At 69.9% G+C, this 12153-nt stretch carries 9 protein-coding genes; 4 read left to right on the forward strand and 5 right to left on the reverse strand.

Annotation, left to right across the window (positions count from 1 at the left end; all coding sequences use genetic code 11):
* From ACFSE6_RS11065 to ACFSE6_RS11075, 3 genes are read right to left on the reverse strand one after another with little or no spacing between them, the layout of a single operon-like run.
* On the reverse strand, positions 1-1287 hold the full coding sequence (locus ACFSE6_RS11065) for an aspartate aminotransferase family protein (protein ID WP_388006550.1): 1287 nt from the start codon (positions 1285-1287) through the stop codon (positions 1-3).
* Entirely contained in the window at positions 1284-2336 is a 1053-nt protein-coding gene (locus ACFSE6_RS11070) for a phosphotransferase enzyme family protein (RefSeq protein WP_388006553.1), read from the reverse strand. The genes ACFSE6_RS11065 and ACFSE6_RS11070 overlap by 4 nt, the downstream gene beginning before the upstream one ends.
* A 16-nt stretch (positions 2337-2352) precedes the next feature.
* Entirely contained in the window at positions 2353-3336 is a 984-nt protein-coding gene (locus ACFSE6_RS11075) for an AraC-like ligand-binding domain-containing protein (protein WP_388006556.1), read from the reverse strand.
* Positions 3337-3480: 144 nt separating this feature from the next.
* Here ACFSE6_RS11075 and ACFSE6_RS11080 point away from each other — a divergent pair, with 144 nt between their 5' ends.
* From ACFSE6_RS11080 to ACFSE6_RS11095, 4 genes are all read left to right on the forward strand, one after another.
* Positions 3481-4128, forward strand: coding sequence for a TetR/AcrR family transcriptional regulator (locus ACFSE6_RS11080; RefSeq protein WP_388006559.1), 648 nt, complete (start codon positions 3481-3483; stop codon positions 4126-4128).
* 168 nt (positions 4129-4296) lie between these two features.
* A complete protein-coding gene (locus tag ACFSE6_RS11085) occupies positions 4297-6255 on the forward strand; it encodes a primary-amine oxidase (RefSeq protein WP_465254145.1) in 1959 nt (652 codons plus the stop codon).
* A gap of 222 nt (positions 6256-6477) precedes the next feature.
* Positions 6478-8316 (forward strand): amidohydrolase, encoded by a 1839-nt coding sequence (locus tag ACFSE6_RS11090; RefSeq protein WP_388006565.1) that lies wholly within the window; start codon positions 6478-6480, stop codon positions 8314-8316.
* Between the two features lie 187 nt (positions 8317-8503).
* Entirely contained in the window at positions 8504-10363 is a 1860-nt protein-coding gene (locus tag ACFSE6_RS11095; protein ID WP_388006568.1) for an amidohydrolase, read from the forward strand.
* A gap of 79 nt (positions 10364-10442) precedes the next feature.
* Here ACFSE6_RS11095 and ACFSE6_RS11100 read toward each other — a convergent pair whose 3' ends face one another.
* Together ACFSE6_RS11100 and ACFSE6_RS11105 are read right to left on the reverse strand one after the other, a co-directional pair.
* On the reverse strand, positions 10443-11024 hold the full coding sequence (locus ACFSE6_RS11100; protein WP_388006571.1) for a carboxymuconolactone decarboxylase family protein: 582 nt from the start codon (positions 11022-11024) through the stop codon (positions 10443-10445).
* A complete protein-coding gene (locus tag ACFSE6_RS11105; protein ID WP_388006574.1) occupies positions 11021-12001 on the reverse strand; it encodes a VOC family protein in 981 nt (326 codons plus the stop codon). Before ACFSE6_RS11105 ends, ACFSE6_RS11100 begins: the two co-directional genes overlap by 4 nt.
* Between the last annotated feature and the right edge of the window lie 152 nt (positions 12002-12153).

A 12153-nucleotide genomic window follows, 5' to 3' on the forward strand; every position in this document is an offset into this window, starting at 1 on the left:
TCAGCCGTCGAGCTCGTCGACGGCGCCGGCCAGTGCCTCGAGCAGCACCGGTACGTCGTCCTCGCGCAGCGCCAGCGGAGGCCGGATCTTGAGCACCGAACCGGTCGGCCCGATCCGGCTCAGGAGAACGCCACGGGCCTTGACGGCCTCGACGAGACGCTTCGTCGCCGGGCCGTCCGGTTGTTCTCGGCTCCCGTCGGTGAAGACCTCGAACCCGAAGAAGAGCCCTTCGCCCCTCAGCGGGCCGAGCCGTGGGTGGGCGGCCAGGGCGGGCGCGAGCTCGTCGCGGATCCTGAGCCCGAGGGCGACCGTGTTCGCGACGAGGTCCTCCTCGTCGATGACGCGGAGAACCTCGTGCCCCACGGCCGCGGAGACCGGGTTTCCGGCGAAGGTGTTGAAGTACTCGTTCCGGGAGCCGAACTCCTCGAGCAGTTCTGGCGTCGTCACGACGCCGGCCAGCGGGTGCCCGTTCCCCAGGGGCTTGCCGAGAGTGACGACGTCCGGTGCGAGGCCGTGGCGCTGATAACCCCAGAAACGGGCGCCCGTCCGCCCCAGTCCGGCCTGCACCTCGTCGGCGATCACCAGTCCGCCCGCGGCATGGACGCGCTCGGCGAGGCCGCTCACGAAGCCGGCGGGGACCCGCGGCAATCCTTCGGTCGAGAACAGGCATTCGACGAGGACCGCGGCGACGCCGTGCTCGGACGCGGCCAGCTCGCCCACGGCGCGGTCGACGGACGCCAGGGCTTCGGCCAGCACGTCCGACTCCCTGCGCGCGCGGTTCGCCGGTGCGTCCAGGTCCGGCACCGCGAACGAGCGCACATGCTCCCCGAGCGGCTCGTGGGTGGCCAGTCCGGTGGTCATTCCCGCGAGCAGGGTCGTGTTCCCGTGATAGCTGCAGTCGGTCACCAGGACGCCGCGGCTCCCGGTGTGCTGGGTGGCGATCCGCAACGCGAGATCGTTCGCCTCGGAGCCGCTGTTGGTCAGTAGCACCCGGTCCAGGCCAGGCTCGAACCGGGCGAGCAGGGCCTCGGCGTAGTCGACCACACGCTCGTTGAGATACCGGGTGTGGATGTTCAACGTCGCCGCCTGCGACCGCAGAGCTTCGACGATCCGGGGGTGGGCGTGCCCGACGTGCGGGACGTTGTTGTACGCGTCGAGGTACCGCCGCCCGGAGACGTCGGTGAGCCAGACGCCCTCTCCCGCGACGAGGTGCACGGGCTCGTCGTAGAACAACGGCGAGTGCCGTCCCAGGGTCGCGTGACGCCGGTCGAGCAGTGAGACGGTCATGGTCCCTTCCCGGAGGTCGTGACGGCAGTGCCGGGCGAGCCCGCCCGCCACGGGAGGTCGGTCCCGGTGGTGAGGGCATGTGCGGCCCGCAGCACCCAGGGTGCGACGTGGTCGGCGACGAAGTCACTGGCCGGGTCGCCCGGCCGGTCCGCCGCCCAGCCGAGGTAGCTCATGCCCCGGGCCAGCATGAGGGGGTCCCAGAGCTCGAGCTCGTGGCGCGTGAGCGGGCGGTGCGCCTGGTAGGCCGTCAGCAGAGCGTCTCGGTACTGCAGGTAGCGCGGGTGCGGCGTGTGGTGGAAGAGGGCGGTCACGAGATCGAAGACGTACCAGCCCGTGCCGAAGTCGTCGAAGTCGATGAGCCACAGACCGGTCGGTGTGCTCAGGATGTTCTCGGGCGTGGTGTCGGCATGGATCACCCCGAAGCACGATGCCTCCTCGCCCACGGTGGCCAACCGCGCACGGACGAACGCCGCGGCGTCGCCGAGGAGGGCACGGTCATGGGCGTCGAGCCCGCGAAGTCGGCACGGATCGCCCCACAGCCGCTTCGTTCCGGCCAGGCCGTCGGCGTCCCAGGCGGCACGCTCGAAGCCGGCCGGCCGCTCGAGCGCCTGCGCCGCCCGGTGGAACCGGCCCAGCAGGGATCCCACGTCCCGGAACGCCTCGACGGTCTCAGCTCCGCCGGTGAGGAAAGCTTCGCCCGCATCGCCGAGTTGGCGAGCGTCGGGCAACCAGCGCAGGACGGACACGACGCGGGTATGCCTCGCCGCGGTGACGCGGGCGTACGGTTCGCCGTCGCAGGCCCGCACCACGGACGGGACCGGCACCCCGCGCCGAGCCAGGGCCTCGACGTAGCGCAGTTCCGTGTCGATCTCGCGTTCGTTGCGGTAGCCGGGCCGGTGCAGCCGGAGTGCGTACGACTCACCGGAGGGGGTGTCGATACGGAAGACGTGGTTCTCGCGGTACTTGACGAAGGTGACGGTCGACAAGCGTGCGATGGCGAATCGGTCCAACGCGGCACGGGCGATCGTCGCGGCGACGTGGCTGTCCATCAGGATGTGCTCGCGATCAGCTGGCCAACAGGCGCCGGTCGGTGTGCCGGCGCCGGTAGGCGCTGGGTGATTCGCCGAACTCGGCCTTGAAGATCCGGCTGAAATGGGCGGCGTCGTGCAACCCCCACCGGCCGGCGACCCAGGAGACGGGCCGGTCGACGAACAACGGGTCGACGAGGTCGCGGCGGATGTGCTCGAGCCGCCGTGACCGGATCCAGGCCGAGACCGTCTGCCCTTCGGGGGAGAAGATGGTGTACAGGTGCCGCAGCGAGATGTAGTTCGCTCGTGCGATCTCGGCCGGGCTGAGGTCCTCGTCGCCGAGGTGGTCGAGGATGTACGCCCTGGTCTCGTGCGCCAGGTTTCGGGCGCTCTCTCCCTGGGTCTCGTGGCGTTGCTGGAGTTGCTGGGAGAGCATCGTGACGAGCAGGTCGAGCGCGCACCGGACGAGCCGAGCGGCGTGTCCGTCGGCCAGCTGATCCATGTTCCGGCCCAGCTCGACGAAGAAGGGGTTGATGACCCGGCCGAGCCCGGCGTCGCTGGGGAAGCGCGTCGCGGTCACCCGGGAGACCTCGTCCGGGGGCAGGTCCACCAGGTCCCGCGGGAAGACCATGACGATCGACTGGTGCGGTTCCGGGAATCGCAGCGTGTAGGGGCGGTGCGTGTCGTAGATGGCCAGATCCCCTGGGAGGAGATGTGCCGTCCGGCCGTCCTGTTCGAGCACGCCGCGTCCGGCGAGCTGCAGACTCAACTTGTAATAACGGCACTCGCGCGCGGCGATGAGCTCGTGCGTTCGGCGCACGATGTGCGGTGTGGCGACCATCTCGAACAACGAGACCTCGCCCACCACCGTCTGGTGGAGATGTCCTTGGAAGGGCACACCGTCGGTGGCCCGGATCTCCAGGGGCGCGACGGCGCTGGTGACGGCGGCGCGCCAGGCGTCCAGGCCGAGCGGTGCGGTGGGGAGATTGACGACCTGCTTCGTCGCATGCGTCTGTGTCATGTCGTTCCCTCGTCTCGGCGACCTTGCCGGTGACGTTATTGAGCGAGTGCTCAAAGTAGGTTACCGAGCTGTTGCAGTCCCGTAAAGGTCCCGCGCCGCGACACAGGCTCGCGGGGGCGTGGCCGCCGGAGCGAGAATCACGCCATGCCGAAGATCGTCGATCGCGAAGCGCGACGCCGCCACATCGTCGAGACCTACCTGCGGATCGTCGCCCGCGACGGGATGGAGGCGGCCAGCACGCGCGCGCTCGCCACGGAGCTCGGTGTCTCGACCGGAGCGCTCTGGCACTACTTCGACGGGTTCGACGAGGTGCTGTTCCGCGCCTTTCAACTCATCTTCGACCGGACCACGGCCAGGATCTCGGATTCGACCGGGGACAAGGCCGGCCTGGCCGCGTTCATCGCGATGGTGCGCGAACTCAACCCTCTCGACAAGGTCACCCGGGACGAGGCGCACGTGGTCACGAGCTTCTGGGGCCGCGTCCCGGCAAAGCCGTCACTGGGCGCGTTCCAGAACGAGGTGGAGGAGCAGTGGCGGGGAATGCTGCGCGGACACCTCGGAGACGCGGTCCACCTCGGTGAGGTCTCGCCGCACGCCCCGCTCGTCCTCCTCTCGGACACCGTGCTGGTCCTGGCCGTCGGGTACCAGGTCGAGCATGTCCTGCGGACCCCCGTCGCCGAGCCGGAGCGTCAGTGGCAGGTCATCCGGCAGTTGCTGGCTCCCTGGCTGACCGACGCCGGCCGCCGCAGCTTCTCGTCCGTCGACCCGTTGGCCGGCACAGTTACCGGGTGACCGCGCGTTGGGCGACGACCGTGGTTGTCGCGGAACGCACACCGTTTGACGCTGCGTGGCCGAGGCGCCGCGCGCGCCGACGGCGCCGCCGGCCCCGCCCATATCCTGACCGCCTGGGGCACGTCAGCGCCCCACCAGTGCGTTGAGGAGGGGCAGTTGACGGAGACCATGCGTCCGGTCGCGCCACCGTCGTCGTTCGGGGTCACCCACCCGCTCGACATGGTGACGGCGCAGGAGATCACGGCCGCACGCCGGATCCTGGTCGAGTCGGGCGACCTCACCGAGACGACGAGAGTGCCGCGGATCCTGCCGGTCGAGCCGGCGAAGGACCTCGTCCTCGGCCACGTCGACGGCGCCGACGACTTCGACCGGAGCCTGCGCGTCACGCTTCTGGAGACCGATTCCGGCGCGGTCCGTGAGGCGGTGGTCTCGGTGACGGAGGGAGTCGTTCTCGATCGTCGGGATGTCCCGACCGGCACGCACCCGTATGGACAGCCCCAGTACCTGTTCGAGGAGTACGAGCGCGCCTCGGAGATCGTCATGGCGGACCGTCGCTGGCAGGCGGCCATGGCCCGGCGCGGCATCACCGACACCTCACACAGCTTGGTCGCCCCGCTCGCACCCGGGTACTTCCCCCACGAGGGATACGCCGGGCACCGGATGATCCGGTCGTTGACCTTCCACCGCCGTTACGACGGCGACAACCCGTGGGCGCACCCGGTGGCCGGCCTCATCGCCCTCGTCGACCTCACCGCCGGGGAGGTCGTCGAGCTCACGGACGAGGGCGAGGTCCCGGTCCCGAGCGGCGACTGGCACTACACGCCCGATCACGTCGGCGAGCCCCGGACCTCCCTCAAACCGCTGGAGATCACCCAGCCCGAAGGGCCGTCGTTCCGTGTCGAGGGCAGCCTTGTGCGCTGGGAGAACTGGACGATGCGGGTGGGGTTCAACGCCCAGGAAGGCCTGGTTCTCAATCAGATCAGCTTCCGGGACGGGCAGGAGGACCGCTCGGTCATCTATCGCGCGTCCGTACCGGAGATGGTGGTCCCTTACGGCGACACCGACGTGACCCGGTACTGGATCAGCTACTTCGACGCGGGCGAGTACCTCCTCGGCAAGAACGCCAACTCGCTGAAGCTGGGCTGTGACTGCCTCGGGGTCATCCACTACTTCGACGCCGTCGTCGCCGACGATCACGGCAACCCCATGCCGATCCCGCACGCGGTCTGCATGCATGAGGAGGACTACGGCATCCTCTGGAAGCACACCGAGGTGGGGGAGCAGCCCCAGGTGCGGCGTTCGCGCCGGTTGGTGCTCTCCTACTTCGCGACGGTCGGCAACTACGACTACGGCTTCTTCTGGTACTTCTACCTCGACGGCTCCATCCAGATGGAGACCAAGGCGACCGGCATCGTCTTCGTCGGCGCGGGTGAACCGGGGACCGAGAACCGGCACGCGCCGGAGATCGCCCCGGGCATCCTCGCCCCGGTCCACCAGCACATCTTCTGCGCCCGGCTCGACATGGCCGTCGACGGCCTGGCGAACTCTGTGGAGGAGGAGGAGCTCGTCGGCATCCCGATCGGTCCGGAGAACCCGCACGGCAACGCGTTCACCTGGCGGCGCACGCCGTTGCGCTCGGAGACGGCCCGCGACGCCGACTCCGAGGCCGGGCGCCGCTGGTACGTGACCAGTACCGGACGCCGCAACGGCGTCGGGAAGCCTACCGCCTACCAACTCACACCGATGGCCGGTCCTCGGCTGATGGCCCAACCCGGATCCTCGGCGGCCCGGCGCGCGACCTTCGCCCAGCACCACCTGTGGGCGACGCCGTTCGACGCCGCGGAGCGTTTCCCGGCGGGTGAGTTCCCCAACCAGCACGCGGGCGACGGGCTCGGCACGTGGGTCGAGGCGGGCCGGTCGATCGAGGACACCGACGTCGTGCTGTGGCACACGTTCGGACCGACCCACATCCCTCGGCCGGAGGACTGGCCGGTCATGCCGGTCGACTACTCGGGTTTCTGGCTCAAGCCGCACGGATTTCTCGACTCCAACCCGGCCCTCGACGTGCCGGACTGGAGCCAGGCCCGGCACCACGGTGGCGACCACCAGTGCTCGTGCGGGCACTGAGCGTTCGCACCAGTCGCCGTCAGGAGGCGCCGTGCGCGCCACGAGGACAGGCGGCCAGCAGCAGGCGCCCGTCACACGCAGGGACAAGGAGCGGGCGCCGCGGCGCAAGACGGGCGCGCAGCGCCGGGCCGACGATGCAGGAGAGAGCACGCCTTGCCGTGCCACGAGCGACGAACCTGACATCGGAGGTCAGCCATGGATCGGTCGGCAGCTCGACGGAACGTGCGACGCCGCAGCGTGCTGCAGGGGGCGGGCGCAGGGATCGCACTGAGCGCCCTCGGCGGCACCGGTGCCGTGGCCTCACCCGGCAGCGGCCGGGGGAACGGGCGGGGTATCGGGCACAACAAGGCGGATCTGCTCCTGTACAACGGCAGCGTCCTGACGATGGACGGACGGTTCGCCCCTCATGAGGCGATCGCGATCAAGGACGGCCAGGTGCTCGCCGTCGGCCGGACCCGGGAGTTGCGCCGGTTCACGAACTCTCGGACCGAGTCGGTCAACCTGCGCGGGCGCACCGTCATCCCGGGGGTCAACGACGCCCACTACCACCCGCTGCGTATGGGGACGAACCAACCACCGCTCACCCTGGACCTGAGCCGGCAGGCGGTTTCCTCGATCGCCGACATCCGCGACGCCGTCGCCGAGGCGGTCGGGTCGAAGGAGCCGGGGGAGTGGATCCGGGGCTACGGATGGGACCAGGGCTACCTGGCCGAAGGGCGGTACCCGAGCCGCCACGACATCGACGACGTGAGCCCGGACAACCCGGCCTACCTCCGCGAATGGTCGGGCCACGCGGCCTGGGTGAACACCGCAGCACTCGAGGCGGCGAACATCACCCGGGACACCGAACCGCCCCAGGGTGGGGAGATCGTCAAGGACGGTAACGGCGAGCCGACCGGCATGCTGCTGGAGTCAGCGACCGACCTCATCGAGGAGGTGATCCCCGAGTTCACCGACGCGGAGAAGCGACAGGGCCTGCGCCGTGCCGTCGAGATCATGCACCAGGGCGGCATCACCTCGGTGACCGAGGCCGGCACCGACGCGGCGACGATCCGGATGTACCGCGACCTGCAGGCCGCCGGTCAGATCCGCCAGCGGGTCACGGCCATGATCCTCGCCGAGGTCGGCGTCGACCTGCCCGACGAGCTGCGAGCGGTTCGAGACATCGAGACCGACCCGTCCTGGCTGCAGGCGGACCAGGTGAAGATCTACGGCGACGGCGTGCCGACCCAGGCCCGCACGGCCTGGGTCTCCGAGGCGTACGTCGGCGGCGGGACGGGCGGGCTCGCCCTGCCCGGGAGCACGGTCGACGAGCAGCTCGCGACCCTGCAGGACTGGGTGCTCACCGCTCATTCAGAGGGCTTCCAGGTGGGCACCCACGCCACCGGCGACCGCACGATCAACGCCGTCGTCGATGCCTACGAGGCCGCAGCCGACCAACTCGGCGGCGGGCTGCGGCACTACGTCATCCACGGGGACCTCGCCGCGCAGGAGGACCTGCGCCGCATGGGCCGCCACGGCTTCGGCGTGAGCTTCAACCCGCAGATCAAGACCTCGTTCGCGCACCAGATCGTCGAGATCATCGGGCGGAAGCGCGCCGACTACCAGTGGCCCTACCGCACGGCGCTCGACGCCGGCGTGCACGTTGGCAGCGCGTCGGACGCGCCGAACGTCTTCCCCGACTTCCTCGAGGGACTGGCCGCGATGTTGACGCGGAAGAGCCTGGCCACCGGCGAGGTGTTCGGCGAGGATGAGGTCATCTCGCTCGAGCAGGCACTTGGCACCTACACCACGGCGGGTGCCTGGCAGGACCACGCCGAGGACTGGAAGGGCACCCTCGCCGACGGGATGGCGGCCGATCTGGTCGTCCTCGACGGCGACCTGCTCGACACCCCTGCCGAGGAGATCGTCGACCTCCAGGTGGGGATGACGGTGGTGGGCGGTGACGTCGTCTACGACGCCGCGTCCGACACCTCCACCGACACCGCCGCGACGACGACGGCGGCCGCGGCAGCGAGCGGCCTGCACACGTACATGACCAAGGGCTGCTGCCACGTCTGACGACTGCCGCCGCGTCTGAGGTGGTCTTGTCGTGCTTTCGTGCGCCACACCCGACGACAACGGCAGCACAGGCAGGCACAAGACGGCCGTGGCCCGTGCCGGAAGCATGGGGGCGACTCACCCCGTGGCCCCCTCGCATCGGTGCGGGGACCGTGGCGCCACGGGCTCGACGAGGCATGGAGGCACCATGACTGAACGATCGAAGCACGTGGGGCGGCGCCACTTTCTCCAGGGCGCCGGAGCCGGGGTCGCACTGAGCGCCCTCGGCGGCACCGGCGCCGTGGCCTCACCCGGCAGCGGCCGGGGGAACGGGCGGGGTATCGGGCACAACAAGGCGGATCTGCTCCTGTACAACGGCAGCGTCCTGACGATGGACGGACGGTTCGCCCCTCATGAGGCGATCGCGATCAAGGACGGCCAGGTGCTCGCCGTCGGCCGGACCCGGGAGTTGCGCCGGTTCACGAACTCTCGGACCGAGTCGGTCAACCTGCGCGGGCGCACCGTCATCCCGGGGGTCAACGACGCGCACTTCCACCCCATGAGCCTGGGGACGAACCAACCGCCGCTGACCCTCGATCTCAGCCGCGACGCCGTCACCTCCATCGCCGACATCCGTGACCTGGTGGCCCAGGCGGCCCAGGACAAAGAGCCCGGGGACTGGATCCGGGGATTCGGCTGGGACCAGGGGTACCTCGCGGAGGGCCGCTACCCCACCCGCCACGACTTCGACGACGTCAGCCCCGACAACCCGATCGCGCTGCGCGAGTGGTCCGGTCACGCATTACTGGTCAACACCCGGGCGCTCGAACTCGCCGGCATCACGCGGGACACCGTCCCGCCGCCCGGCGGGGAGATCGTCAAGGACGGTGACGGTGAGCCGACCGGGCTGCTGTTCGAGGGGGCGGCCGGCCTGGTCGAGGTCCCCGACTTCACCGACGACGAGAAGCGCCTCGGGATGACCACCGCCGTCGACCTCATGCACCGGCACGGCATCACCTCCGTCACCGACGCCGGGATTGGACTCGACTCGGTCGCGCTGTACCAGGACATGCTCGGCGCGGGCGAGATCCGGCAACGGTTCACCATCATGATCGCCGCGTCGAGTGCCGGCGACCTGCGGCAGACGCTGACGACTGCGCGAGAGCTGGACACGGACCCGTCGTGGCTCAATGTCAGCCAGGTGAAGATCTTCGCCGACGGCGTGCCCACCCAAGCCCGCACCGCGTGGGTCTCCGAGCCGTACGTCGGCGGCGGCACCGGTGGCCTGACGCTGCCCGGCGGTTCCGTGGAGGAACAGCTCGAGATCCTGAACGACTGGGTCATGACGGCGCACGACATGGGCTTCCAGGTGGGCACCCACGCCACCGGCGACCGCACGATCAACGCCGTCGTCGACGCCTATGCCGTCGCGGTCGATGAGCTCGGTGGCCGGGACCTGCGGCACTACGTCATCCATGGCGATCTAACCACGCCCGAGGACCTCCGGCGCATGGCCGACTACGGGTTCGGGGCGAGCTTCAACCCGCAGATCAAGCGGTCCCTCTCGCACCAGCTGGTCGACATCATCGGGCGGGAGCGCGCCGACTATCAGTGGCCGTACCGGACCGCCCTGGACACCGGCGTGCACGTCGGCAGTGCGTCCGACGCGCCAGTGGTCGGCTTCCCCAACTTCCGTGAGGGGCTGGCGGCGATGTTGACGCGGAAGAGCCTGGCCACCGGCGAGGTGTTCGGTGCGGACGAGATCATCTCGCTGGAAGAGTCGCTGGCCACGTACACCACCGCCGGTGCCTGGCAGGACCACGCCGAGGCCTGGAAGGGCGCGCTTAGCGAGGGCATGGCAGCCGACCTGGTCGTCCTCGACGGTGACCTGTTGGACACCCCTTCGGAAGAGATCGTGGATCTGCCGGTGGGGATGACGGTGGTGGGCGGTGACGTCGTCTACGACACCGCATCCGACACCTCCACTGACACCGCCGCGACGACCACGGCGGCCGCGGCAGCGAGCGGCCTGCACACGTACATGACCAAGGGCTGCTGCCACGTCTGACGGCTCGGCCGGGCGTGACCTGCTGCGTCGAGATCGTCGTTTCGGGCGCTGACAGCACCCGAAACGACGATCTCGACGGCTACTCCGGCTCGTCCGACGTCGGCGTGAACACGGCCAGCGCGAGCGCGAGCATCGAGTAGTACCCGCACAGCCAGACCAGCTCCGCGAGGGTGCGCTCGCCGAGCTGGTCGCTCGCAGCGCTGTACTCGGCGTCGTCAAGGCGGCCGTTGACCAGCATGGCCCGCACCGCCGCCAAGGCCTGCGCCTGTTCCGCGGTCAGACCTGCCGGGACCTGCCCGGCGCCGAGCTCGGCGAGCTGGTCCTCGCCCGCGCCTGCCGCCCGCGCCGCGCCGGCGTGCGCGCGCCACTCGAACTCACACCCGTGGCGAGCGGCCACCAGCAGGATCGCCGCCTCCCGCACGAGCGGCTCGAGGCTCGTCGTGAACCGGATCGCCGCGCCGACCTGCTGGACGGCGTCACCGACCGCGGGCGCGATCGTCATCAGATCGAACGGTCCTGCCAGAGAGCCGTCGTCGTTGGTGACGGGCACCTGACCCGCCTGTGAACCGCGTGGACCGCCGACGATCCGGTCGTAGACCGCCCGCTGCTCGGCGTCGAGCTCATCGGGCCGGCGCGGGCGGCGGCGCACCGAGCCGCTCACGTGGTCATCTCCTGCTCCGGATCGACCACCGGGGTGCCGTAGACGTGGAACTCCGGGGGGATCCGCGCGCCCCAGCCGGGCTTGGTCGCCCACTCCTCGGCGGTCCATACGTACGGTTCGGCGTCCGGCGCGAAGACCAGATACCCGCCGTTGGCGACCTCGATCCGGTTCCCGCCCGGCTCACGCGTGTAGAGGTAGAACCCTTGGATAGCCGTGTGCCGCGACGGCCCGGCCTCGATGTAGATGAGGGCGTCGGCCATGATCTCGGCCGCACGCAGCACCTCCTCGCGGGACTCGACGACGTAGGCCAGGTGGTGCAGGCGGCCGTGGCCGGACGTGTTCTCCTGCGTGTAGATGAGCTCGTGCCCCTGGATGGAACTGGACATCCAGGCGCCGAGTTCGCCGTCGCCGTCCGGACGCTCGATGATCTCGTAGGTGCGGAGCCCGAATCCTTCCTCCCAGAACTCACGGCAGACGCGCACGTCCCTCGCCAACAGATTGACGTGGTCCAGATGGTGCACGTTGGCGCCGCGACCGGCGTACGCCTGGATGTTGACCGGGATCACCGGGCGCTTGCCCTCGGGGGCGACGTACCGCTCGGTCTCGAAGTAGAGCCGGAAGGTGTGCCCGTCCGGGTCGTCGAACTCGTACGCGGGGCCTTTGCCGAACTCCTGATCCACCCATCGGCCCCCGTGACCGGCGCTCTCCAGCCACGTCACCCGCCGGTCGAGAGCCTGCGGACTCGAGGTGCGCCAGGAGATGTACTCCGCGCCGGCCCGGTCCGCGCCGGTGACTTTGACGGTCCAGCGCTCGTAGTCACCGTAGGCGCGCAGGTAGGACGAACCGTCCCGCTCCTCGAGGAGGTCCATCCCCAGCAGATCGACGAAGTAGCTGCACGTCGCCTCCGGTGTGGGTGTGAACAGCGAGGCGTGCCCGAGGTGAGCCAGCTCGTGCATGGGTTCGGCGGGGGCGGTCACGTCATGCTCCTTCGGGTTCGGGGATCAGGTGTGAGGAGTGGGTGCAGGAATGACGAGTGGGTGCAGGAATGACGAGTGGGTGCAGGAATGACGAGTGGGTGCAGGAATGACGAGTGGGTGCAGGAATGACGAGTGGGTGCAGGAATGACGAG

The organism is Georgenia deserti (assembly GCF_042680605.1).
Classification (GTDB): domain Bacteria; phylum Actinomycetota; class Actinomycetes; order Actinomycetales; family Actinomycetaceae; genus Allobogoriella; species Allobogoriella deserti.

Coding starts and splice junctions, on each gene's coding strand:
- ACFSE6_RS11065 (WP_388006550.1), bottom strand. CDS start 1,287: ATGACCGTCTCACTGCTCGACCGGCGTCACGCGACCCTGGGACGGCAC.
- ACFSE6_RS11070 (WP_388006553.1), bottom strand. CDS start 2,336: ATGGACAGCCACGTCGCCGCGACGATCGCCCGTGCCGCGTTGGACCGA.
- ACFSE6_RS11075 (WP_388006556.1), bottom strand. CDS start 3,336: ATGACACAGACGCATGCGACGAAGCAGGTCGTCAATCTCCCCACCGCA.
- ACFSE6_RS11080 (WP_388006559.1), top strand. CDS start 3,481: ATGCCGAAGATCGTCGATCGCGAAGCGCGACGCCGCCACATCGTCGAG.
- ACFSE6_RS11085 (WP_465254145.1), top strand. CDS start 4,297: ATGCGTCCGGTCGCGCCACCGTCGTCGTTCGGGGTCACCCACCCGCTC.
- ACFSE6_RS11095 (WP_388006568.1), top strand. CDS start 8,504: ATGACTGAACGATCGAAGCACGTGGGGCGGCGCCACTTTCTCCAGGGC.